Genomic DNA, 23,694 nt, shown 5'->3' with positions numbered 1-23,694 from the left:
ACGACAGCGAACCCCGTGGAGTGAGCATGACAACAATAATTTCCCCCGACTCGCGCTGGACGCGGCGGCGCGATCAGAAGCAGCGCCGCCTCGATAAGGTGCGCGGGCTGGCCGACGGTGTGGTGTTGCCCACCGACAAGATCGTCGCCGCGCTTGAAGCGCTGATCCTGCCCGGCGACCGTGTGGTGCTGGAGGGCAATAACCAGAAACAGGCGGATTTCCTCTCTCGCTCGCTGGCCAAGGCTGACCCCGAAAAGCTCCACGATTTGCACATGATCATGCCCAGCGTCGGCCGCTCCGAGCATCTGGACTTGTTCGAACGCGGCATCGCCCGCAAGCTCGATTTCTCCTTCGCCGGCACCCAAAGCCTGCGCATCAGCCAGTTGCTCGAAGATGGCTTGCTGGAAATCGGCGCGATCCACACCTACATCGAACTCTACGCACGACTGGTGGTGGACCTGATCCCCAACGTCGTGCTCTCGGCCGGGTTCATGGCCGACCGCGCCGGCAACATTTACACCGGCCCGAGCACCGAAGACACCCCGGCGCTGATCGAACCGGCGGCGTTCAGTGACGGCATCGTCATCGTCCAGGTCAATCAATTGGTCGACGACGTCAGCGAGCTACCGCGCGTGGACATTCCGGCGTCATGGGTCGATTTTGTGGTGGTGGCCGACAAGCCGTTCTACATCGAGCCGCTGTTCACCCGCGACCCACGCCACATCAAGCCTGTGCATGTGTTGATGGCGATGATGGCGATTCGCGGCATCTACGAAAAACACAACGTGCAGTCGCTCAACCATGGCATCGGTTTCAACACCGCGGCCATCGAATTGATCCTGCCGACCTACGGCGAATCGCTCGGCCTCAAAGGCAAGATCTGCCGCAACTGGACGCTCAATCCGCACCCGACGCTGATCCCGGCGATTGAAAGTGGTTGGGTTGAAAGCGTGCATTGCTTCGGCACCGAACTGGGCATGGAAAACTACATCGCCGCCCGGCCAGACGTGTTCTTCACCGGTCGTGACGGCTCGCTGCGTTCCAACCGGATGTTCTGCCAATTGGCCGGACAGTACGCGGTGGATCTGTTTATTGGCGCGACGTTGCAGGTCGATGGCGACGGCCATTCATCCACGGTTACGCGTGGGCGATTGGCCGGTTTCGGTGGCGCGCCGAACATGGGCCACGACCCGCGCGGTCGCCGCCATGGCACGCCCGCGTGGCTGGACATGCGCCATGACGACTCGCAGCAACCAATGCTCGAACGCGGCAGGAAACTCGTGGTGCAAATGGTCGAGACTTTCCAGGAGGGCGGTAAACCAACCTTCGTAGAAACCCTCGACGCGGTGGAAGTGGCGAAGAAGAGTGGCATGCCGCTGGCGCCGATCATGATCTACGGCGACGACGTCACCCACCTGCTGACCGAAGAAGGCATCGCTTACCTCTATAAGGCGCGTTCGTTGGAAGAGCGCCAAGCGATGATCGCTGCGGTCGCGGGCGTCACCACCATCGGCCTGCGCCACAACCCGAAAGACACCGAACGCATGCGCCGCGAAGGCCTGATTGCCTTGCCCGAAGACCTCGGCATCCGCCGCACCGACGCCACCCGCGAACTGCTGGCGGCGAAAAGCGTGGCCGATCTGGTCGAGTGGTCCGGTGGCCTCTACAACCCGCCCGCCAAGTTCAGGAGCTGGTAATGCACGCATTCAACCTGCAAACGAAACCGCTTTCTCTGGCCGAGCGACTGGCGGACCTGGCGGTCGACGCATTGATCGACGAAGCGGATCTGTCGCCAAAACCGGCGCTGGTGGATCGTCGCGGCAACGGCGCGCACACCGATCTGCACCTGGGCCTGATGCATGCTTCGGCGTTGTCGTTGTGGCCGGCGTTCAAGGAGATGGCCGAAGCCGCTCTGGAAATCGGCGAAATCAATCTGACGCTACGCGAAAACATCGGTCGGATTGGCCGTGAAGGCGAGCAAGCGATGCTCGCTACAACCTGCGGCGTGAATACCCATCGCGGCGCGATCTGGGCTTTGGGCCTGTTGGTAACCTCCGCCGCGCTGGAATCGAAATCCTCTGGCGTCAACTCGGTCGCCGTAAGAGCCGCACGTCTGGCGTTGCTCGATGATCGCTACGCACCTCGCCCGCTGAGCCACGGCGCCCAAGTCGCCCTGCGCTATGGCGCACGCGGTGCTCGTGAAGAAGCGCAACTCGGTTTTCCATCCGTGCTGCAACGCGGCTTGCCGCAACTGAAAAAAAGCCGCACTGCCGGACACGGCGAACAGAACGCCCGGCTCGACGCATTGCTGGCGATCATGACTGACCTCGCTGACACCTGCGTGCTCTATCGCGCGGGTGAAGAGGGGCTGCAAGCTATGCAGCAAGGCGCGCAAGCAGTGCTCGATGCCGGCGGCAGCGCCAGCCTCACCGGCCGCCGCCGACTGCATGAACTGGATCAACAACTCATCGCATTGAATGCCTCGCCCGGTGGTGCCGCCGACTTGCTCGCCGCCACGTTATTGCTCGACCGAATCGAGCGCGACGACAACTTTCAGGGAGCATTTTGATGGAAAGCCTATCGTTTGAATTCCCCGCCGGGCAGCCGCCACGTGGGCGCGCACTGGTCGGCTGTGTTGGCTCGGGCGATCTGGAAGTGCTGATCGAACCGGGGCTCGCCGGCAAGTTGACGATCAATGTGCAGACCTCGGTCAACGGCGCGCAGCAGCGCTGGCAGCATCTGTTTGCGCGGATGTTCGACGGCACCACGCCGCCCGCCATGGCCATCGATATCCACGATTTCGGCGCGACGCCGGGCGTGGTGCGCTTGCGTCTGGAACAAGGTTTCGAGGAGATCGGCCATGACTGACAACGCAGCGCTTCTGCACAAGCACAGCTTCGTTGAACTCGGCGCACGGCAACGGGCGAAAGCCTTGCTCGATGCCGGCACCTTTCGCGAATTGCTCGATCCGTTTCAACGCGTCATGTCGCCGTGGCTCGAACGCCAGGGCGTGGTGCCGCAGGCCGATGACGGCGTGGTGATCGCCAAGGGCAACGTCGACGGTTTGCCGGTGGTTATCGCCGCCATCGAAGGCGCGTTTCAGGGCGGCAGTCTCGGCGAAGTCGGCGGGGCGAAGATTGCCGGTGCGCTGGAACTGGCCGCCGAGGACAACCGCAAAGGCATCCCGACCCGTGCCGTGTTGCTGCTGGAAACCGGTGGCGTACGTTTGCAGGAAGCCAATCTCGGCCTGGCGGCGATTGCCGATATTCACGCGGCGATTGTCGACTTGCAACAGTACCAACCGGTAGTCGGTGTGGTCGCGGGTAGCGTCGGTTGTTTTGGCGGCATGTCGATCGCCGCTGCACTGTGCAGTTATCTATTGGTGACTCAGGAAGCGCGCCTTGGTTTGAACGGCCCGCAGGTGATCGAGCAGGAAGCCGGGATCGAGGAATACGACTCCCGCGACCGGCCTTTTATCTGGAGCCTGACCGGTGGCGAACAACGGTTTGCCAGTGGGTTGGTGGATCGTTATGTCGCCGATGATGTGGCGAAAATTCGGCAGCAAGTCGGCGATTTGTTGCACCAGGGGTTGCCGACGCAGCCGCGCAGTCAGCGTGCCGAGTGGTTCCTGCAACGTCTGGCGAGCCTGGACACTGACAAGCAAATCGAGCCTTCGGTGGTTCGCGATCTGTACCAAGGAGAGCGCTCATGAGTGGTTATTCCGTGCGCGGTTTGAACTGGTTCAACGCTTTGAGCGCTGGCGCTGTTGAGATCGAGGGGCTACCGCCATCGCTGAAAGTTGCCGATGGCGAACTCGGGCGTTTTATCGCCGTGGTGGCTGACCCGGACAATCGTTTCCCTCGCGCCCGCAATGGCGAGGTCGGTTTACTGGAAGGCTGGGGTTTGGCAAAAGCGGTGGATGACGCGATCACTGCCGACCGCGACAAACCACAGAAACGCTCATTGATTGCCATCGTCGATGTGCCTAGCCAGGCCTATGGCCGACGCGAGGAAGCCCTCGGCATCCATCAGGCCCTGGCCGGTGCTGCGGACAGTTATGCCCGCGCACGTTTGGCCGGGCATCCGGTGATTGCGCTTCTGGTGGGCAAAGCGATGTCCGGGGCGTTCCTTGCCCACGGTTATCAGGCCAACCGACTGATTGCCCTGCGTGATCCCGGTGTGATGGTGCATGCGATGGGTAAGGCCTCGGCTGCGCGGGTAACGTTGCGCAGTGTCGAAGAACTTGAAGCTTTGGCCGCCAGCGTGCCGCCGATGGCTTATGACATCGACAGCTATGCCAGCCTAGGCTTGCTCTGGGAAACTTTGTCGGTGCAGCAGATTGAACAGCCGACGGCGGAGGATCTGGCGCGGGTGATTGAATGCCTGAGCCAAGCGATCAACGATGTCAGCGGCAATGATCTGAGCGGTCGTCTCGGTGCGAAGAATCGTGAAGCTTCCAGCCGCGTACGCGAACTGCTGAGGGCGCAGTGGTGAACATGCCTCTTGCCCACGACCTGCTCTGGGGCATGACGCCTGAGCAGTTGCCGGCGGATGCGCCGCGCTGGGCGATCGAATCGCTCAGCGCCGGGCAACCGGTGGTGGTGCGTCGGGCGTTGAGCGCTGAGGGTTTCGTGGCGGTGGGCGTGCGCGGAATGTTGCGCGAGCAGCGTCTAGCGGCGTTTATGGCGGTCGATTCGATTGCCTGTCGGGTCAACCCCGAAGCGCTTTGCAATGTCGACAGTAATCGCGACTTGGCCGCTGTGCGCGCGCTCAGACATCTGCGACCGATGCTCGATGATTGCGGTTGGGTCTGGGGTGTCAGCGGCAGTGCCGGGTTTGAATTGGCCAGTGGTTTTGTGGTGATGAACGAGGGCAGCGATCTCGATCTGATCCTGCGCGCGCCGCAACTGTTGGCGCGTAATCAGGCGCGCAAACTGGTAGAACTTTTCGATCAGGTAACGTGCCGGGTCGACATGCAGTTGCAGACGCCGTTCGGCGCAGTGGCCCTGCGCGAATGGGCCGGATCCTCAGCGCGGGTACTGTTGAAAAATGCTCATCAAGCGTGTCTGGTTGCCGACCCGTGGAACCCGCAGGAGTTGGCAGCGTGAGCAGCCTTTTGGTGTTCCCCGGCCAGGGCGCGCAGCAACCGGGCATGCTCCAGCGTTTGCCTCGGGAAACCTTGGCCGAGGCCAGCGATGTGCTCGGCGAAGACGTTTTGCTCCTCGACTCAGCCGAAGCGTTGCGCACGACGAGGGCGGTTCAGCTATGCCTGCTGATCGCAGGCACAGCAGCTTCGCGGCAGTTGTTGCAGGACGGACTGACGGCGGATTACGTCGCAGGTTTGTCCATCGGCGCGTACCCCGCAGCGGTGGTGGCGGGTGCCCTGAGCTTCTGCGATGCCTTGCATCTGGTCAGCCTTCGCGGTGAGTTGATGCAGCAGGCTTATCCACAGGGCTTTGGTATGACCGCGATTATCGGCCTGCAATTGTCCACAGTCGAAGCGTTGCTGGCGCAGGTTCACAGCGCGGAAACACCGGTTTATCTGGCCAACATCAACGCCGATAACCAAGTGGTGATTGCCGGCAGCGACATCGCGATGCAAGCGGTCGCGGAGTTGGCGCGCAGCCGTGGCGCGGGGCTGGCGAAACGTCTGGCGGTGAGCGTGCCGTCGCACTGTCCATTGCTGGAAAAACCAGCGCAAATCCTCGCCGAAGCTTTTGCCAAGGTTGAAATGAAAACCCCGCAGATTGCTTACCTGAGCGGCAGCCGCGCTCGCCCGGTGACTAAGGTCGATGCCCTGCGCGACGACCTCGCTTTCAACATGTGCCGCGTGGTGGATTGGCGCGGCACCGTGCAAAGCGCCTACGAGCGCGGCGTGCGTCTACAGATCGAACTGCCGCCCGGCGCGGTGCTGACCGGGCTGGCGCGCCGGGTGTTCGAGCAGGGCACCGTCACTGCCTTCGACAGTGCTCGCCTCGACACCCTGCAGGCGCTATTGCGTGAGGAGGGAAGCCGCCCACTCTAAAACCACCGACTCAAGCTTCGAACAACAAAAACAACATTCGACGATGCACTTTGAGGACTACAACAATGATTATTTACGGTGTGGCGTTTCTGGCCTTTTGCACGCTGGTGGGTGTCTGGTTCGGTGAACTGCTGGGCAAGCTGATCGGCGTACCGGCCAATGTCGGCGGCGTCGGTATTGCAATGCTGCTGTTGATCGGGCTGGGCAGTTATCTGAACAAGACTGGCTGGCTCAAGGGCAAGACCGAACAGGGTGTCGAGTTCTGGAGTGCGATCTACATTCCGATCGTGGTCGCCATGGCGGCGCAGCAAAACGTTTACGGCGCGCTGAAGGGCGGGCCGATGGCGATTCTCGCCGGGACGCTCGCGGTGGTGATTGCCTTTGCCCTGGTGCCGGTGCTGGTGCGCCTCGGCAACAAGGACCCGGCGCCGATTGCTCCAGCCAAGACTGCGGGGTAATCGCCATGTACGAATCAATGATGAAAGTCATCACTGGCTACGGCCTGATCAGCGGTTTTCTGATTGTCGGCCTGACCATGTGGGTGTCCTACTGGATGTCCAACACCTTCACCAAGAGCCGGTTGCACGGCTCGGCCATCGCCATTCTTCTGGGACTGGTGCTGTCGTATGTCGGCGGGGCGCTGACTGGTGGGCAGAAGGGGGTGGTGGATATCCCTCTGTTGTCCGGTATCGGTTTGCTGGGCGGCGCGATGTTGCGAGATTTCGCCATTGTTGCCACGGCGTTCGGGGTGAGTGTTGATGAACTCAAACGTGCTGGGTTTGTCGGTGTGCTGGCGCTGTTTGTCGGGGTCGGGACGTCGTTTGTTGCCGGGGTAGGGGTGGCGATGGCGTTCGGTTATACCGACGCGGTGAGCCTGACCACCATCGGCGCGGGAGCGGTGACTTACATTGTCGGCCCGGTGACCGGGGCGGCGATTGGCGCCAGCTCGGAAGTCATGGCGTTGTCGATTGCAGCTGGGTTGATCAAGGCGATTCTGGTGATGGTGATGACGCCGTTCGTGGCGCCGATGATCGGCTTGAACAACCCGCGAAGTGCAGTGATCTTCGGTGGGTTGATGGGCACTTCCAGCGGCGTGGCCGGGGGGCTGGCGGCGACGGATCCGAAGTTGGTGCCTTACGGTTGTCTGACGGCGGCGTTCTATACCGCGCTTGGGTGTTTGCTTGGGCCTTCGCTGTTGTATCTGCTGATGCGTGGGTTGGTGGGCTAGCGTCGACCCAAAAAGCAGCCCTCACCCTAACCCTCTCCCGGAGGGAGAGGGGACTGACCGAGTAGTTTTGGCGCTATACATCGACCTGAAACACCTGTGTCGAGCTCAGGTTTGAAAAGCATGAAGATCTGCTCCCTTTCCCCCTCGCCCCCTTGGGGGCGGTCCGACGTTTCGGGAGGGCTGGGGTGAGGGGGTAGCTCTTGATCTTGATCTGCTCCCAGTCAAACCCCAGCCTGGCGATTGGCATACATCCGACACTCCGCCAACAACGCGAGCAAATTCGGATCGCGCTCCTTGGCCTTCAAGAACACCACACCAATGTGCTGCTGCAACCGATACTTTTCCTGCAATGGAATCAGCTTCACCCGATTCTCATACACCGCCGCAATCCTCCCCGGCAGCAACGCATAACCCACCCCCGAACTGACCATGCTCAGCAGCGTGAAGATGTCATTCACCTGCATCGCCACCTTCGGCTCGAACCCTGCCTGCTTGAACACCCGATTACCGTCCTGATGCGTGGCAAAGCCTTGGGTCAGGGTGATAAAAGTTTCATCACGCACCTCGGCCAGATCGACTTCGCTGCGCTGGGCGAACCTTGAATCTGCGGGCGTCGCGAGGAAGATGTCATCGGAAAACAGCGCAATCTGCTCGCAATCCGGGTCGTTGATGCTGTCGTCCAGCGACACTAAAATCGCGTCGACTTCCATGTTCTTGAGCTTGTAGATCAGGTCGATGTTCGAGCCGAGAATCAGGTCGATGTTGAGTTCGCTGCGGCGGATTTTCAGGCCCATGATCAGCTGCGGCACCGTCTTCACGGTCAGCGAATACAGCGAGCCGAGTTTGAAGCGTTCGGCGGAGAACCCGGCGGCCTCGCGGGTCAGGCGTACGCTTTCGACCACGTCCTGGATCAGCTTCTGCGCGCGCTCTTCCAGTACGTAGGCGCTTTCCAGCGGCGTCAGGTTGCGTCCTTCGTGTTTGAACAGCGGGCAGCGCAGGGCGCTTTCCAGCGAATGAATCGCGCGGTGCACGCTGACGTTGCTGGTCTGCAACTCGGCAGCGGCGCGGGCGAGGTTGCCGGTGCGCATGAAAGCGAGGAACACCTCGAGTTTTTTCAGGGTCAACTCTTCGTCGATGAGCATGGCGCGGACTCTTTTTGGTATCGGCCGATTGTGCCCAATTACCGAGTTGTGCGCAGGTCGCGCTTAACAGAAACATTGCGCTTTTACGCTCAAGGCCCGAGCCTTGCGCGCGGCGGTAACGAATTTTGAGGTGAGCAATAGATGTATCACGGAGAACGATTGAACGCCTGGACGCATTTGGTCGGGGCAGTGGCGGCTTTTATCGGCGGTGTGTGGATGCTGGTGATCGCCTGCCTCGATGGCAGTCCATGGAAGATTGTCAGTGTGGCGATTTACGCGTTTACCCTGCTGGTGTTGTACAGCGCATCGACCGTGTACCACAGCGTGCGCGGGCGCAAGAAAGAGATCATGAAGAAGGTTGATCACTTTTCGATCTATCTGCTGATCGCCGGCAGTTACACGCCGTTTTGCCTGGTGACGTTGCGCGGAGTGTGGGGCTGGACGCTGTTCGGGATTGTCTGGGGGCTGGCGCTGATTGGCATTTTGCAAGAAATCAAACCGCGCTCCGAGGCGCGGATTCTGTCCATCGTGATCTATGCGGTGATGGGCTGGATCGTATTGGTGGCGGTCAATCCGTTGCTGGCGGCGTTGGGCGCAACCGGATTTGCCTGGCTGGCGACGGGCGGGGTGTTGTACACCGTGGGGATTATCTTTTTTGCCCTGGATCATCGGCTACGGCATGCCCACGGGATCTGGCATTTGTTCGTGATCGCGGGGAGTCTGCTGCACTTTGTCGCGATTATGTTTTACGTGCTGTAGACCGTGTCGCGCCAATTGTTAGCTGAGGCCATCCAGCTGTTTCTGCGCTCGATCGCTGAAAATCTTCAGCAGATCATTCAGGGTATGCGGTGAGGGTTCACTGGCGCGGGTGACTGCGTAAAGCGTGATCGGCAATGGCGGGGACAGTGGGCGGATGGTTGTGGTTACCGAAGAAGCGCCCAGTGCGGTGAACGGGTCGATCACGGCCACGCCCGCCCCGGACTCCACCATTGCGCGTGCCAGTGAATACGTTTGCACGGCGATGCGGGTACGAGGCGGCGGCTCGACCGCTTCCAGATAACTGTCGAGCCTTGCCGCCAATGGATCGGCACTGGACAAGCCAATCAACGGCGCCCCCGCCAACGCCATCAGCGGCAATGGTTTACCCGCATCTTGCGCCGGCCAGAAATCTTTCGGCGCCAATGCCACCAGCACTCCGCACGCCAAGGGCTGCGCTTTGAGCCCCGGATGATCGGGCAACTGTAGTGTCAGCGCGACATCCACCTCACGCATCAACAAATTCTGCATCAGCTCACGGCTGTGGGCGCTGGACAGCTCACAGACGATGTCCGGGTAGCGCGTCGTCCACTCATGAATCGCTGGCGGCAACAACGCCAGTGCCAGCGCCGGCGTCGCACCGATACGCAAACTGTGCCCCGGCTCGCGGCGCAAACTCTGGGCCAGGCGCCGCACGCCTTGCAGGCTTTCCGTGACCTTGTCGACTTCGCGCTCCAGTTCCAGCGCTTCCGGGGTGACCTGCAACTTGCCGCGTACCCGCAGAAACAGCGGAAAACCCAACTGCTGCTCGGCGTGTTGCAAGACCTTGGTCACTGCCGGTTGCGAGACGTGCAGCAACTGCGCAGCGCCGCTGACCGAACCGGTCTGGCGGATGGCCTGGAAAATCTCGATGTGACGTAGACGCATGGCGAGTCCATAACCTTTGTTTATGGGATGAGCATCTTTATTCATTGTTCGGCGGCTGTCACCTGGCTCTAACCTCGGTCTGGTCTTTACCAGAGTTCAGGGGCAGCAATGGCTCAGCATGTTTGCATCATCGGCGGTGGCGTTATTGGCCTGGCAACGGCATATGCGCTGGTGCGCGACGGCTTTGAGGTGACGGTGGTCGAGGCGCGGGAGTCGCTCGGCAGCGAGACCAGTTTCGCCAATGGTGGCCAGTTGTCGTACCGCTATGTCGCGCCGCTGGCTGATGCCGGCGTGCCGATGCAAGCGATTGGCTGGATGCTGCGCGGCGATTCACCGCTCAAGCTGCGCCCGCGTCTGGATCCGGCGCAGTGGCGCTGGATGGCGTCGTTTCTTGCCGCGTGCCGCACTTGCGTCAACCGTGAAAACGCTGCGCATCTGTTGCGACTGGCGACGTTCAGCCAAGGCACGCTGAAGCGCTGGCGCGAAGATGACGGGCTGGCCGACTTTCACTGGCGGCGTAACGGCAAACTGGTGACGTTCCGTAAGACCGGCAGTTTTGACCATGCCCGCAAAGGCCTGGCCGATCCGCAACAACAGCGGGTGTTGTCCGCCAGCGAATGCGCGCAACTGGAACCGGCGCTGGCCGATGCGCCGTTTGTTGGCGCGATCTATACGCCAGACGAAGAGGTTGGCGATTGCCACGGATTCTGCGAGCAACTGGCCGCGCGATTGCAGGCCTCCGGGCGCTGCGAGTTTCGACTCGGCCAAGCGGTGACCGGGATCTCTCACAGCAACGGCGCGGTCACGGCTATCGAGTTGGGCAACGAAACAATGCCTGTCGAGCAACTGGTCATCGCCGCCGGCCATCGCAGCCCATTGCTGGCGCTGCCCGGTCTGCGTCTGCCGCTGTATCCGCTGAAGGGCTACAGCCTGACCGTGCCGATCGGCAGCGAACACCGCGCGCCGGACATAAGCATCACTGACTACGACCGCAAGATTGTCTACGCGCGCATCGGTGAACAATTGCGTGTGGCGGCGATGGTCGACATCGTCGGTTTCGATCCAGCGGTCGACCCCGAACGGCTGGCGCTGATCAAACGTCAGGCCCGCGACACTTTTCCTGAGGCCGGCAATTACGACGCCGCCATCGAGTGGGCTGGCATGCGCCCGGCAACCCCGACTGGCGTGCCGCTACTGGGTGCGACGGCTTATCGCAATCTGTGGCTGAACCTTGGTCACGGCGCACTGGGTTTCACCCTGGCCAGCGGCAGCGGGCAATTGCTCAGCGAACTGATCGGCCAGCAACGCCCTTCGATCGATATGCGCGGTTTCAATTCACATCTCTGAGAGGACTCAACCATGACCATCCAGCGTCTGCACACCAACCCGCGCCTGTCCGGCTCCGTGATCTTTAGCGATCTGGTTTTCCTTTCCGGTCAGGTGCCGGGCGACGCAATCGACGCCGGCAATCAAACCCGCGAAGTGCTGGCCAAAATCGATGCACTGCTGGCCGAAGCGGGCAGCGACAAGGATCATCTGCTCAGTGCAACGATTTACCTGAAAGACATCACTACCGATTTCGCCGCGATGAACGAAGTCTGGTCCGCGTGGTTGACGCCGGGCAAGGCGCCGAGCCGCACTACGCTGCAAGCCGAACTGGCACGCCCACAGGTGCTGGTGGAAATCACCGTCATTGCGGCGCGGCGCTAAAACAATTGATACCCACAACGGAGAATAACAATGCAAAAAATCACGTTGCTTGCCTGTACTTTGGGGCTGCTGATCGGCAGTCAGGCCCAGGCCAATGAAGCGCCTTTGACCGGCGCTCTCGGCAAAATCGCCAGTGCCAAGAGCATCACCCTGGGCTATCGCGATGCCTCGGTGCCGTTCTCTTACGTGGGTGATCACACTGGCAAGCCGATGGGGTATTCGGTGGATCTGGCGGGCAAAATTGTCGAGCGTATCCGCCAGCAACTGGCGCTGCCGGATCTCAAGGTGAAGTACAACCTGGTAACGTCACAGACGCGCATTCCGCTGGTGCAGAACGGCACGGTCGACCTCGAATGCGGCTCCACTGGCGTAACCGCCGAGCGGCAGAAACAGGTGTCGTTTTCCTACGGTTTCATCTACGTCAAAGGTCAGTTGCTGACCGCCAAGGATAGCGGCATCAAAAGCTTCGCCGACCTGCGCGGCAAGAACGTGGTGACCACCGCCGGGACCACCAACGAACGCTATCTGAAGAGCTATAACCTCGACCACAATCTGAACATGTTCGTGATCAGTGCCAAGGATCATGGTGAAGCGTTCCAAATGCTGCAAACCGGGCGGGCGGTGGCGTTCTATATGGACGATGCACTGCTTTACGGCGAGCGGGCCAAGTCGCGCGATCCGCATAACTGGGTGGTGGTGGGAGAGCAGCAGTCGCGGGAAATCTATAGCTGCATGGTGCGCAAGGATGATCCGCAGTTCCTAGCGCTGGTCAACGGTGCGCTGGCTGATTTGTACAGTTCGGGCGAGATCAACGGGATTTACCAGCGCTGGTTCGAACAGCCGATTCCGCCGAAGGGTTTGAATCTGGAGTTTCCGATGACCAGCGAGTTGAAGGCGATTATTGCCAAGCCAACCAGTGATCCGGTGCAGTAAGTTCCAGACCTCGGTGTTGCTGATCGCCAGCAGGCTGGCTCCCACATTGGATCTCGAGTGTGCATTGGTTTCATGTTCACTGGAGAGCCAATGTGGGAGCTAACCTGCTAGCGATGGGGCCTTAGAAATCACCCCAAAGTTGTTGGGCCACCGCCAGCGCAACCACCGGCGCCGTCTCGGTGCGCAACACTCGCGGCCCCAAGCGCGCAGCCTGAAAACCATTGCCTTTGGCCTGCTCGACCTCGGCCTCGGACAACCCGCCCTCAGGCCCGATCAGAAACGCCAGCGTCGCCGGTTTGGCATGGCTCACCAGCGGCTCGGCCACCGGGTGCAGCACCAGTTTCAGCTCGGCTTCGGTCTGCTTGATCCAGTCCGCCAGCAGTACCGGCGGATGAATCACCGGGACCCGCGAACGACCACATTGCTCACACGCACTGATCGCCACCTGACGCCAATGCTGCAGGCGTTTATCAGCGCGCTCGTCTTTGAGGCGAACTTCACAGCGATCGCTGAAGATCGGGGTGATTTCATTCACGCCCAGTTCGGTGGCTTTCTGGATCGCCCAGTCCATCCGCTCGCCGCGGGACAGGCCTTGGCCGAGATGGATGTGCAGCGGTGATTCGATCTGCCCGGCGAACTGCTCGTCGATCTGCACCACCACGCGTTTCTTGCCGACTTCCAGCAAGGAGCCGCGAAACTCATGACCCGAACCGTCGAACATTTGCACCGCATCGCCCTCGGCCATGCGCAGCACGCGGCTGATGTAATGCGCCTGGGCCTCCGGCAGTTCGTGTTGGCCGGTGCTTAGCGGGGCGTCGATAAAGAAGCGGGACAGTCTCATGGTGGGTCTCTAAAAAATTGGATCAGAATTGCTGTGGTTACTGACTATTGATGACTGCCTTTGTGGCGAGGGGATTTATCCCCGTTCGTCTGCGCAGCAGTCGTGAAATCACTGCACGCGGTACATCGGATTCACCGCGATTGCAGATTTTGGGGCGGCTGCGCCACCCAACGGGGATAAATCCCCTCGCCACAGGGGGTGGGCTGAATCATCAGGGAATCAGCCCGGATCACGGAAGCCGGGATGGAAATCCTTTGGCACGGCCACGCTGACGCTGTCACGCGTGGCAATGTCGATGCCTTCGCTGGCGACTTCGGCGAGGAAGTCGATCTGCTCCGGGGTGATCACATACGGCGGCAGGAAATACACCACACTACCGAGCGGACGCAGCAGCGCGCCACGCTCCAGCGCATGCTGGAACACCTTCAGGCCGCGGCGCTCCTGCCAAGGGTAGGCCTCTTTCGTGGCTTTATCCTTGACCATCTCGATCGCCAGGACCATGCCGGTCTGACGCACTTCACTGACGTTCGGGTGATCGACCAGATGCGCCGTCGCCGAAGCCATGCGCTGAGCGAGTGCCTTGTTGTTCTCGATCACGTTGTCATGCTCGAAGATATCCAGCGTCGCCAACGCCGCCGCACACGCCAGCGGGTTGCCGGTGTAGCTGTGCGAGTGCAGGAAGGCGCGCAGGGTTGGATAGTCGTCGTAGAACGCGCTGTAGACATCGTCGGTGGTCAGGCACGCGGCCAGCGGCAGGTAGCCGCCGGTCAGGGCCTTGGACAGGCAGAGGAAATCCGGACGGATGCCGGCCTGCTCGCAGGCGAACATCGTGCCGGTGCGACCGAATCCGACGGCAATTTCGTCGAGGATCAGGTGCACGCCGTAACGGTCGCAGGCTTCGCGCAGCAGCTTGAGGTACACCGGGTGATACATGCGCATGCCGCCAGCGCCCTGGATCAGCGGCTCGACAATCACTGCCGCAACGCTGTCATGGTTATCTGCCAAAGTCTGTTCCATGGCGGCGAACATGTTGCGTGAGTGTTCTTCCCAGCTCATGCCTTCGGGGCGCCCGTAGCAATCCGGGCTCGGCACTTTGATGGTGTCCATCAGCAGGGCTTTGTAGGTCTCGGTGAACAGCGGCACGTCGCCGACCGCCATCGCCGCCATGGTTTCGCCGTGGTAGCTGTTGGTCAGGGTGACGAAGCGCTTTTTGGCAGGCTGTCCGCGGTTGAGCCAGTAGTGAAAGCTCATTTTCAGCGCAACTTCGATGCAGGACGAACCGTTATCGGCGTAGAACACTCGATTCAGGCCTTCCGGCGTCATCTTCACCAGACGCTCGGACAGCTCAATCACCGGCTGATGGCTGAAGCCGGCGAGAATCACGTGCTCCAGTTGATCGACCTGATCCTTGATTCGCTGGTTGATGCGCGGGTTGGCGTGGCCGAACACGTTGACCCACCAGGAGCTGACCGCGTCGAGGTAGCGCTTGCCTTCGAAGTCTTCGAGCCAGACGCCTTCGCCGCGCTTGATCGGAATCAGCGGCAGCTGTTCGTGGTCTTTCATCTGGGTGCAGGGATGCCACAACACCGCGAGATCGCGTTGCATCCACTGGTTATTCAGGCCCATTTACAGTCTCCTCGAGGCGGCTCGCGACAGGCGCGGGCAAACAATCGCGCAAGCCTATGCAATGCATCGCGCGGGGACAACCCATTGTGTCGATTGAGCTACTTTGTATGAGTCGATAGACGTCGCTGGCGGCGTTTTGATGGCTAACGTATTCTTCGCGGTTCTTAGGGTCGTCTGGCCCGCACAACTGCTTTTTTCTGTGTATTTCCGGAGTTCGCTGAATGTCTGTCGGTTGGCTGCGCGCCTGTGCGCTGGTGATGTTGGGGCTGTTCAGCGTGACTGCGCTGGCCAAGGATAAAACCGCAATCGTGATCGGCGGCGGCCTGTCGGGCCTGACGGCCGCTTACGAACTGCAAAACAAAGGCTGGCAGGTCACGCTGCTTGAAGCCAAACCAGGCTTGGGCGGTCGCTCGGGCATGGCCACCAGCGAGTGGATAGGCAACGACAAGACTCAGCCGGTGCTGAACAAGTATGTCTCGACGTTCAAGCTCGGCACCACACCGGCACCGGAATTCGTGCGTACGCCGGGTTATCTGATCGACGGCGAGTACTTCTCCGCCGCCGACCTGGCGACCAAGCAACCAGCCACCGCCGATGCCTTGAAGCGCTACCAGAAAACCCTCGACGATCTGGCGCGCTCGATCGACGATCCGCAGAATCCGACGGCGACCAGCACCCTGCACGCACTGGATCAGATCACCGTGTCGAACTGGCTCGACAAACAGAATCTGCCCGCCACTGCGCGTCAGTTGATCAACCAGGACATCCGCACCCACTACGACGAGCCTTCGCGCCTGTCGCTGCTGTACTTCGCTCAGCAGAACCGCGTGTATCGCGGCGTCTCCGACCGTGACCTGCGTGCTTCGCGTCTGGTCGGCGGCAGCCAGGTGCTGGCCCAAGCGTTCGTCAAACAGATCAAAACCATCAAGACCAATTCGCCCGTGTCGGCCATCAGCCAGGACAAGGACGGCGTGACCGTCAAGGTCGGCAGCGTCGGTTACCAGGCCGATTACGTTGTGTTGGCAGTACCGCTGCGTGCGTTGAACAAGATTCAGCTGACCCCGGCGCTGGATGCCCAGCGTCTGGCGGCGATCAAGGGCACCAACTACGGTTGGCGCGACCAGATCATGCTGAAGTTCAAGACGCCAGTGTGGGAAAGCAAGTCGCGCATGTCCGGCGAGATCTACAGCAACACAGGCTTGGGCATGTTGTGGATCGAGCCCGCGCTGAAGGGCGGCGCCAACGTGGTGATCAACCTGTCCGGCGACAATGCTCGCGTGATGCAGGCATTTGGCGACAAGCAGATGGCCGATCAGGTGCTGATCCGTCTGCACGCGTTTTATCCACAGGCCCGTGGCTCGTTCACCGGTTATGAGATCCGTCGCTACAGCACCGACCCGTCGATGGGCGGCGCCTACCTGGCTTACGGCCCGGGCCAGATCAGCAAGTTCTGGCGTATCTGGGAACGTCCGCTGCAGCGCGTAGCGTTCGCCGGCGAACATACCGACACCTTGTATCCGGGCACTCTGGAAGGCGCACTGCGCACCGGTCAGCGTGCGGCCAGCCAGGTTGAAGATCTGGCGGCAGGCAAGTCGTTCGAACCGGCTAAAGTGATCCCGGCCGCAGCAGCGGCGGGCGCGGCAGGTGCCGTGGCAGCGAAGAAGGGCAACTTCTTCAGCAACCTGTTCGGGGGTTCGGATGACGAGAAGAAGCCAGAACCTGTGAAAGCGCCAGAGCCGGCGCAAACACCAGTGGCTCCAGCGCCAACCCCGGCACCTGCGCCTGCTCCGGTGGAAGCACCGAAGCCAGCTGCCCCGGTAAAAGCGGAGCCTGCGAAGAAAGCAGCGGCCAAGCCAGCCGCGAAGAAGCCTGCGGCCAAAACCGAAGCGAAAAAAGCTCCGGTCAAACCGGCGGTAAAAAAGGCTGAACCGACGAAGAAGCCAGCGGCGAAACCTGCGGCAACGACCGAGACCAAGGCGCAGTAAGGCTGGGTGTGAACGAAAAAGCGCGGCGTATGCCGCGCTTTTTTTGCTCTCAGCGTGCGCTGCCCCGCGCAAAACAGTGCATTCCAGCGGCCTACCGCTGCACAGGAGACTTCCCACAAAATAATCAGAACCCGATGATGGCGGGTGCCAGGGCTCCAACTTTATGCTTCAGGAAATTGGAGATGTCTCATGAAAACGCTCGCGGTAATACTTCTGTTAATCACACTTATCGGCTGTGCCAATGGACGCTTCTTTCCGGGTGGCGTTGGTCCTGAACTTGCTCATAAATGCCAGATAGATCCATATGCCGCTGATTGTTTACAGCCGCCGTCGGTTCTTCATAACTAAACAACCGGCGAAGCGAGGCTGTTAAAACTCCCACTTGAAGAACTCCATCCCGTCAGGCAAGTGCCTGAGCCACCGCTGCTTGGGTTTCTTGTTCCTCCCCGGAGCAAAACCAAAACGCGCCCAACGCAGAACACCCGTGCGCTGATCGTAAATGACTAGATTCCCATCATCCTGAATAGACATGAAGGTGTTGTACCACAGCGATTTATCGCTGCTGTGAGTACTTTCAGCGATCCAGAGCCGGCGTCTGGAGGGGTCGTAGAGGAATCCGCTATTACTGACGACAAGCTGCAGAGGCTCGCGCATTTTTTTCGGACGCAAAGTTGCGCTGTAAGGTTGGTTGCTATCTGCGATCCAGACTAGCGACTCACCTTCCCTTATCACCAGATTTCCATCGCTCTGCAGAACTAAACGAAATCGGCCATTCTCCGATTGAAGGTATTGCCCCGGAGTCATTGTCTGGTTCGGAGGTAAATCAGACGAGCCACTTGCTTGAAAGGCGGTATAACGAAGAGCCATGTGTTGCACCTTTTCGATGATTGATTGGGTCTTCATCTGAACAGGTTCAAGCGGTCGGTCAGAGATACATATGTATTGATTGAAAACTTCGCTACTGGCGACTTTTCGTAACAGCCACCAATACATATTCACACGTGCTGCACGGCTACCGATCTCGAGCATCCCACGAGAAAATCACCTTTAATCTTTCCTTAACACGCCACTTCCAGACTCTTGATCGTATTTCTCGATATTTCAAAGCAAAATTTTCCGCTTTAATTCGATAGATAACTCGCTAGTCTTGGTTCGCAGTTCTCACAGGATTTGGGCAATGCAGCTACGTAACTCTTCTTCGCGCTATGGTTGGGTCAGCATCTTCATGCACTGGGGCGTGGCGTTGGTGGTCTTCGGACTGTTCGCGCTGGGCCTGTGGATGGTCGGGCTGGATTACTACAGCAGCTGGCGCAAAGACGCGCCGGATCTGCACAAGAGCATCGGCCTGGTGCTGCTCGGTGTGATGGTGTTGCGGGTGTTGTGGCGTTTTATCAGCCCACCGCCGCCATCGCTGCAAAGCTACAGCCGCATGACCCGCATCGGCGCTAAATTCGGCCACGGGTTTCTGTATCTTGCGCTGTTCGCTGTGATGCTCGCCGGTTACCTGATTTCCACCGCAGACGGTGTCGGGATCCCGGTGTTTGGCCTGTTTGAAGTTCCTGCACTGGTTTCCGGGCTACCGGATCAGGCAGATACCGCTGGGGTGATTCATCTCTGGCTGGCGTGGGCGCTGGTAATTTTCTCCGGTCTCCATGCGTTGGCAGCAATGAAGCACCACTTTATCGATCGTGATGCGACCCTCACTCGAATGCTCGGTCGCAAAGCCTGAAGTTCAACCTCGACTCAAAGGAAAAGAAAGCATGTTGAAAAAAACTCTGGCCGCTCTGGCAATCGGTTCTGCACTGCTCTCGGCTGGTCAGGCCATGGCAGCGGACTACAAAATTGACAAGGAAGGCCAGCATGCCTTCGTTGACTGGAAAATCAGCCACCTGGGCTACAGCTTCATCCACGGTACGTTCAAGGACTTCGACGGTACTTTCTCCTGGGATTCGGCAAAGCCTGAAGCCAGCAAGATCGCCGTTGACGTGAAAACCGCCAGCCTGTGGTCGAACCATGCTGAACGTGACAAGCACATCGCCAGCAAAGACTTCCTGGACGTGGGCAAATTCGCTGACGCCAAGTTCGTCTCCACCGCCGTTAAATCCACCGGTGAAAAGACTGCTGACGTGACCGGCGACCTGACTATGCACGGCGTGACCAAGCCTGTGACCTTCAAGGCCACGTTCAACGGCGAAGGCAAGGATCCGTGGGGCGGCGAGCGTGCTGGCTTCAACGCCAAGACCACCCTCAACCTGAACGATTTCGGGATCAAAGGCCCAGGCCCTTCCTCGCAAACCGTTGATCTGGACATCTCGCTGGAAGGTGTGAAAGCGAAGTAATTTTCGCAAGCCACACAAAAACGCCCCCGGTCGAAAGGCCGGGGGCGTTTTTTATTGCCTCACACTTTGTTCGGCTATTTGCACAAAAACCTGTGGGAGCGGGCTTGCCCGCGATGGCGTCAGTTCAAACAACATCACCGCTGACTGTACCAGCCTCATCGCGGGCAAGCCCGCTCCCACAGGGTTATGCATTGTTCATAAAAATGCCCCGGCTCTTGCGAACCGGGGCATTTTTCATTGCGGCATCAAATCAGCGATTGCGAGTCAGCAAGGCTGGTTTTTCGCCACGCGGACGGCTTGGCAGTTGATCGAGTTGCTCAGGTGTCGGGAAGCGGTCGGCTTTCGACTCCTTGTGCATGATCTTCGGACCATTGCTGCGCGGGGTCTGCACGGCTGCTGACTCGGTACGTGGTTGATCATCACGGGCCGGGCGGCGGTTGCGCGAGGACGAGGCGGAGTCGTCGCGACGACCCGACTGACCTTCACGCGGTGCACCATTACGTGGACCGCTACGCTTGGCTGGCGGTGTGCCGGTGCTCGAACCGTTGGTGTTGCGCGGGCCGTTCTGGCGACCTTGCGACTGACCGCCGCGTGGCGCGCCGGAACCCGTGCCTGCGCCTGCACCTTGAGCCGGTACGCCTGGACGACGGCCGCGACCGCCGGCTGGGGCTGGCTTAGGCACGTAGTCAACGCGGTTACCGAAGTTATCCACATCGTCGTCGAGGAACTCGTCCGGGGCGCGATCAGACGCAGCGCGTGTCGGCTGGCTCGGGCGTTGTTCACGGGCCGGAGTGCCTTCGCGAGGCTTCTGCGGACGGGCTGGACGCTCGCCGCGTTCGCCGGCTGGCTTTTCCTTGCTCTTTTCTTTGCCTTTGTCTTTACGACCGCCGCCACCGCCGCCGCCATTCGGACCGTCGCCGCGCGGGCCACGAGGATTGCGCGGGTTGCGCACGTCCGGACGTTCACGTACTTCCGGCTTCTCGGCTTCAATGGTGCTCGAGTCGAAGCCCATCAGGTTGCCATCGGCAATCTTCTGCTTGGTCATGCGCTCGATGCTTTTCAGCAGCTTTTCTTCGTCCGGCGCAACCAGCGAGATCGCCTCGCCCGAACGACCGGCACGGCCAGTACGGCCGATACGGTGCACATAGTCTTCATCGACGTTCGGCAGTTCGAAGTTGACCACGTGTGGCAACTGGTCGATGTCCAGACCGCGCGCGGCGATATCGGTGGCCACCAGAATGCGCACTTCGCCAGCCTTGAAGTCGGCCAAGGCTTTGGTGCGAGCGTTCTGGCTCTTGTTGCCGTGAATCGCGACAGCCGGCAGACCGTGCTTGTCGAGGTACTCGGCCAGACGGTTGGCGCCGTGCTTGGTGCGGGTGAACACCAGCACCTGTTCCCACGCGCCGGCGGTGATCAGGTGAGCCAGCAGCGCACGCTTGTGGCTGGCCGGCAGACGGAATACGCGTTGTTCGATGCGCTCGACCGTGGTGTTCGGCGGCGTGACTTCGATGCGTTCCGGGTTGTGCAGCAGCTTGCCGGCGAGGTCGGTGATGTCTTTGGAGAACGTCGCCGAAAACAGCAGGTTCTGACGCTTGGACGGCAGACGTGCGAGGACTTTCTTCACATCGTGAACGAAGCCCATGTCGAGCATGCGGTCGGCTTCGTCGAGGACGAGGATTTCAACGTGGGACAGATCGACGCTGCCCTGGCCGCACAAGTCGAGCAAACGACCCGGGCACGCCACCAGTACGTCAACACCACGGGACATGGCCTGAACCTGCGGGTTCGTGCCGACGCCACCGAAGATGCAGGCGCTGACGAATTTCAGGTCACGGGCGTAGATCTTGAAGCTCTCGTGAACCTGGGCCGCGAGTTCGCGGGTCGGGGTCAGGACCAATACGCGCGGTTGGCGCGGGCCGTGACGCTGGGATTTGTCCGGGTGACCGTTGGGGAACAACCGCTCCAGGATCGGAAGGGCGAAACCGCCGGTTTTACCAGTACCTGTCTGTGCCGCAACCATCAGGTCGCGACCTTGCAACACGGCGGGAATAGCCCGCTGTTGCACCGGAGTAGGCTCGGTATAGCCCGCATCTTCGATGGCGCGGACTAAAGCCTCGGAGAGACCGAGGGAAGCAAAGGACATGAGTAATCCTGTTTTAGTTAGGGCTTGGCCCAATGGGAATCTTGCCTGGCGCGAATCACGTTTAAGAGGACGCAATCCCGTCCGGTCCTGCTGCGGTTCCAAAGGCACGTCTGGAGTGCTCGCGCGGGCTGAAAGCTGCGCTGTAGCGGGTCGAGAGGCCTGTTACGGTTCCGGGCGTCCGGGCGTGAGCCTGGCGGGAACGCCGGAGTATAACAGAGCAATCACTGCGCGATGCTTTCATGCTGCTCAACGGTTTTATTGCTCGCTGAGGCATTACTCTGCGGCGCAGTCTTGCCGGGGGCCGCGCCATAGCGCGCGCTCAGCTCGGCGTAGGCCGGTTCGCGCTTGAAACGCTTGAGTTCGGCGCCGAAACGCTGCACCAGCAAATCCATCCCGGCATTGCGTCGAACCGCAAGAAATTGGCTCTGACGGCTAATAACCTTGGGGTTTTCGCTGATCAGATCGCGAATATTCAACTCATCGAGCAAGTGCTGGCCGACGCGGCGATCAGTGATCAACAAATCGATGCGTCCCCGCACGAGTTTGCCGAAGTTGGCTTCGTGGGTCGGTGCAGGCTCGCGAGTAAACAGGTTCGATTCGCTGAAATCTGGGCTGTACAGATAACCCGGCGAGGTGCCGATGGTCAGGCCTTTGAGATCTTCGAGTTTACTGAACGGGTGTGGCCGGTCATTGGCGTAGAACATCACGAACTCGACATCCGACAGCGGCTCGCTGGGGTAGAGCAGGGTGGCGTCACGCTCCTCACTGTGAAAGATGTCCAGCGCACCGTCGGCCTGGCCGGTCTCCAGCATCGACAGGCAGCGCTTCCACGGCAGGAACTGCCACTCGACTTCAATGCCCAGGCGCTTGAACACAATGGCGGTGGTTTCGTAGTCCAGACCGAGGTTCTTGCCGTTCTCTTCAAAGACGTAAGGTGCCCACGGCTCGGTGACAATACGCAGCTTCTCGCCTCGAGCAGCGACGCTCAGGCAAGCAAAAACCAGCACGGCGAATAACTGTGTGATCAAAGGCATGGCTTGAGATTACGACGAGAAACCACAAAGAGCCAGAAACTGCTGCACAAGCTCTGTCTCGGGCCTTTAAAAGCAAAAAATCGCAGCACCGACAACCCCTGTAGGCGCTGTCGAAGACTGCGATCTTTTGATCTTTCTTAACGCTTAGCGCGGCAACTTCAGGTTATTCCAGATCGCCAGGCTAGGTTCAGCCTGGTTCATGGAGTAGAAGTGCAGCCCCGGTGCGCCGCCCTGCAACAGGCGTTCGCACATCTCGCTGACGACCTGCTCACCAAAGCGCTGAATGCTTTGCGTGTCATCGCCATAGGCTTCCAGCTGCTTGCGAATCCAGCGCGGGATTTCCGCACCGCAGGCGTCGGAGAAGCGCGCGAGTTTGCTGTAGTTGGTGATCGGCATGATCCCCGGCACCACCGGAATATCCACGCCCAGCGCCTGCAAACGGTCGACAAAGTAGAAGTAGCTGTCGGCGTTGAAGAAGTACTGGGTGATTGCGCTGTCGGCGCCGGCGCGGGCCTTGCGCACGAAATTGGCGAGATCGTCTTCGTAGTTGCGCGCTTGCGGATGCATCTCCGGGTAAGCGGCGACTTCGATGTGGAAATGGTCGCCGGTTTCTTCACGAATGAATTCAACCAGTTCATTGGCGTGACGCAGCTCACCGCTGGTCATGCCCATGCCAGACGGCAAGTCGCCACGCAGGGCAACAATGCGCTTGATGCCGGCGGCTTTGTATTCGTTCAGCAGGCCGCGCAGGTCGTCCTTGCTGTCGCCGACGCACGACAGGTGCGGTGCGGCCGGTACTTTGACTTCGCTTTCCAGTTGCAAAACGGTGTTGAGGGTGCGATCACGCGTCGAACCACCAGCGCCGTAGGTGCAGGAAAAGAAGTCAGGCTTGTAAATGGCCAACTGACGGGCAGTGGCGAGCAGTTTTTCATGCCCAGCATCGGTCTTGGTCGGGAAGAACTCGAAGCTGTAGCGACGGTCTTGGGACATGGTCATACCCTTGGA

At 60.1% G+C, this 23,694-nt stretch carries 24 protein-coding genes; 16 read left to right on the top strand and 8 right to left on the bottom strand.

What is annotated here, in order from left to right:
- The first annotated feature begins 26 nt into the window (after positions 1–26).
- From mdcA to madM, 9 genes are all read left to right on the top strand, one after another.
- On the top strand, positions 27–1,697 hold the full coding sequence (mdcA, locus tag ACIQVE_RS00750; protein ID WP_402803572.1) for a malonate decarboxylase subunit alpha: 1,671 nt from the start codon (positions 27–29) through the stop codon (positions 1,695–1,697).
- Entirely contained in the window at positions 1,697–2,569 is an 873-nt protein-coding gene (locus tag ACIQVE_RS00745; protein WP_402803570.1) for a triphosphoribosyl-dephospho-CoA synthase, read from the top strand. Before mdcA ends, ACIQVE_RS00745 begins: the two co-directional genes overlap by 1 nt.
- Positions 2,569–2,868, top strand: coding sequence for a malonate decarboxylase subunit delta (locus ACIQVE_RS00740; protein WP_056786420.1), 300 nt, complete (start codon positions 2,569–2,571; stop codon positions 2,866–2,868). The genes ACIQVE_RS00745 and ACIQVE_RS00740 overlap by 1 nt, the downstream gene beginning before the upstream one ends.
- Positions 2,861–3,712 (top strand): biotin-independent malonate decarboxylase subunit beta, encoded by an 852-nt coding sequence (locus tag ACIQVE_RS00735; RefSeq protein ID WP_402803568.1) that lies wholly within the window; start codon positions 2,861–2,863, stop codon positions 3,710–3,712. Before ACIQVE_RS00740 ends, ACIQVE_RS00735 begins: the two co-directional genes overlap by 8 nt.
- The gene (gene mdcE / locus ACIQVE_RS00730; RefSeq protein WP_402803566.1) at positions 3,709–4,494 is read left to right on the top strand and encodes a biotin-independent malonate decarboxylase subunit gamma; all 786 of its coding nucleotides are present in this window, start codon (positions 3,709–3,711) and stop codon (positions 4,492–4,494) included. The genes ACIQVE_RS00735 and mdcE overlap by 4 nt, the downstream gene beginning before the upstream one ends.
- Positions 4,488–5,108 (top strand): malonate decarboxylase holo-ACP synthase, encoded by a 621-nt coding sequence (locus ACIQVE_RS00725; RefSeq protein ID WP_402803565.1) that lies wholly within the window; start codon positions 4,488–4,490, stop codon positions 5,106–5,108. The genes mdcE and ACIQVE_RS00725 overlap by 7 nt, the downstream gene beginning before the upstream one ends.
- Complete coding sequence (mdcH, locus tag ACIQVE_RS00720) at positions 5,105–6,025, top strand: malonate decarboxylase subunit epsilon (protein ID WP_402803564.1); 921 nt, start codon at positions 5,105–5,107, stop codon at positions 6,023–6,025. The genes ACIQVE_RS00725 and mdcH overlap by 4 nt, the downstream gene beginning before the upstream one ends.
- Positions 6,026–6,090: 65 nt before the next feature.
- Entirely contained in the window at positions 6,091–6,483 is a 393-nt protein-coding gene (gene madL, locus ACIQVE_RS00715) for a malonate transporter subunit MadL (RefSeq protein WP_402803562.1), read from the top strand.
- 5 nt (positions 6,484–6,488) lie between these two features.
- Positions 6,489–7,253 (top strand): malonate transporter subunit MadM, encoded by a 765-nt coding sequence (madM, locus tag ACIQVE_RS00710; protein ID WP_402803560.1) that lies wholly within the window; start codon positions 6,489–6,491, stop codon positions 7,251–7,253.
- 221 nt (positions 7,254–7,474) lie between these two features.
- Here madM and ACIQVE_RS00705 read toward each other — a convergent pair whose 3' ends face one another.
- Entirely contained in the window at positions 7,475–8,395 is a 921-nt protein-coding gene (locus tag ACIQVE_RS00705; RefSeq protein ID WP_402803558.1) for a LysR substrate-binding domain-containing protein, read from the bottom strand.
- A 141-nt stretch (positions 8,396–8,536) separates the two neighbouring features.
- Between ACIQVE_RS00705 and ACIQVE_RS00700 the strand changes: the two genes are divergently transcribed.
- Positions 8,537–9,154 carry a hemolysin III family protein gene (locus tag ACIQVE_RS00700; protein ID WP_402803557.1) on the top strand — a complete coding sequence of 206 codons (618 nt, stop codon included), beginning with the start codon at positions 8,537–8,539 and terminating at the stop codon, positions 9,152–9,154.
- A gap of 18 nt (positions 9,155–9,172) precedes the next feature.
- On the opposite strand, the gene ACIQVE_RS00695 is transcribed toward ACIQVE_RS00700, so the two are convergent.
- Positions 9,173–10,078: a LysR family transcriptional regulator gene (locus tag ACIQVE_RS00695; protein ID WP_402803555.1), complete on the bottom strand. Its 906-nt coding sequence runs from the start codon at positions 10,076–10,078 to the stop codon at positions 9,173–9,175.
- A gap of 108 nt (positions 10,079–10,186) precedes the next feature.
- Between ACIQVE_RS00695 and ACIQVE_RS00690 the strand changes: the two genes are divergently transcribed.
- Genes ACIQVE_RS00690 through ACIQVE_RS00680 form a run of 3 tightly spaced genes read left to right on the top strand, consistent with a single transcriptional unit; the run spans position 10,187 to position 12,721 of the window.
- Positions 10,187–11,425 (top strand): D-amino acid dehydrogenase, encoded by a 1,239-nt coding sequence (locus ACIQVE_RS00690; protein ID WP_402803553.1) that lies wholly within the window; start codon positions 10,187–10,189, stop codon positions 11,423–11,425.
- A gap of 12 nt (positions 11,426–11,437) precedes the next feature.
- On the top strand, positions 11,438–11,788 hold the full coding sequence (locus ACIQVE_RS00685; protein WP_402803551.1) for a RidA family protein: 351 nt from the start codon (positions 11,438–11,440) through the stop codon (positions 11,786–11,788).
- A gap of 30 nt (positions 11,789–11,818) precedes the next feature.
- Positions 11,819–12,721 (top strand): transporter substrate-binding domain-containing protein, encoded by a 903-nt coding sequence (locus ACIQVE_RS00680; RefSeq protein ID WP_402803550.1) that lies wholly within the window; start codon positions 11,819–11,821, stop codon positions 12,719–12,721.
- A 121-nt stretch (positions 12,722–12,842) separates the two neighbouring features.
- Here ACIQVE_RS00680 and ACIQVE_RS00675 read toward each other — a convergent pair whose 3' ends face one another.
- Together ACIQVE_RS00675 and ACIQVE_RS00670 are read right to left on the bottom strand one after the other, a co-directional pair.
- The gene (locus ACIQVE_RS00675) at positions 12,843–13,562 is read right to left on the bottom strand and encodes a 16S rRNA (uracil(1498)-N(3))-methyltransferase (protein WP_402803548.1); all 720 of its coding nucleotides are present in this window, start codon (positions 13,560–13,562) and stop codon (positions 12,843–12,845) included.
- A gap of 219 nt (positions 13,563–13,781) precedes the next feature.
- Positions 13,782–15,188: an adenosylmethionine--8-amino-7-oxononanoate transaminase gene (locus ACIQVE_RS00670; protein ID WP_402803546.1), complete on the bottom strand. Its 1,407-nt coding sequence runs from the start codon at positions 15,186–15,188 to the stop codon at positions 13,782–13,784.
- A 221-nt stretch (positions 15,189–15,409) separates the two neighbouring features.
- Here ACIQVE_RS00670 and ACIQVE_RS00665 point away from each other — a divergent pair, with 221 nt between their 5' ends.
- Positions 15,410–17,173, top strand: coding sequence for a flavin monoamine oxidase family protein (locus ACIQVE_RS00665; protein ID WP_402803544.1), 1,764 nt, complete (start codon positions 15,410–15,412; stop codon positions 17,171–17,173).
- Between the two features lie 369 nt (positions 17,174–17,542).
- Here the strand turns inward: ACIQVE_RS00665 and ACIQVE_RS00660 are convergent, their stop codons facing one another.
- Positions 17,543–18,040 carry a hypothetical protein gene (locus ACIQVE_RS00660; RefSeq protein ID WP_402803542.1) on the bottom strand — a complete coding sequence of 166 codons (498 nt, stop codon included), beginning with the start codon at positions 18,038–18,040 and terminating at the stop codon, positions 17,543–17,545.
- Positions 18,041–18,350: 310 nt separating this feature from the next.
- On the opposite strand from ACIQVE_RS00660, the gene ACIQVE_RS00655 reads away from it, so the two are divergent.
- Both ACIQVE_RS00655 and ACIQVE_RS00650 read left to right on the top strand, forming a co-directional pair.
- Positions 18,351–18,902, top strand: a complete 552-nt coding sequence (locus ACIQVE_RS00655; protein WP_402803541.1) for a cytochrome b — start codon at positions 18,351–18,353, stop codon at positions 18,900–18,902.
- Between the two features lie 31 nt (positions 18,903–18,933).
- A complete protein-coding gene (locus ACIQVE_RS00650; RefSeq protein WP_402803539.1) occupies positions 18,934–19,512 on the top strand; it encodes a YceI family protein in 579 nt (192 codons plus the stop codon).
- Positions 19,513–19,762: 250 nt separating this feature from the next.
- Here ACIQVE_RS00650 and ACIQVE_RS00645 read toward each other — a convergent pair whose 3' ends face one another.
- From ACIQVE_RS00645 to metF, 3 genes are all read right to left on the bottom strand, one after another.
- The gene (locus ACIQVE_RS00645; RefSeq protein ID WP_402803538.1) at positions 19,763–21,655 is read right to left on the bottom strand and encodes a DEAD/DEAH box helicase; all 1,893 of its coding nucleotides are present in this window, start codon (positions 21,653–21,655) and stop codon (positions 19,763–19,765) included.
- Between the two features lie 221 nt (positions 21,656–21,876).
- Positions 21,877–22,689 carry a substrate-binding periplasmic protein gene (locus ACIQVE_RS00640; RefSeq protein WP_402803536.1) on the bottom strand — a complete coding sequence of 271 codons (813 nt, stop codon included), beginning with the start codon at positions 22,687–22,689 and terminating at the stop codon, positions 21,877–21,879.
- A 144-nt stretch (positions 22,690–22,833) separates the two neighbouring features.
- A complete protein-coding gene (gene metF / locus ACIQVE_RS00635) occupies positions 22,834–23,679 on the bottom strand; it encodes a methylenetetrahydrofolate reductase [NAD(P)H] (RefSeq protein ID WP_402803534.1) in 846 nt (281 codons plus the stop codon).
- Positions 23,680–23,694 lie beyond the last annotated feature (15 nt).

Source organism: Pseudomonas sp. NPDC098747 (assembly GCF_044760045.1).
GTDB lineage: Bacteria > Pseudomonadota > Gammaproteobacteria > Pseudomonadales > Pseudomonadaceae > Aquipseudomonas.
The sequence above is the reverse complement of the archived record's forward strand: the minus strand, read 5'-3'. Positions and strand labels throughout refer to the sequence as shown.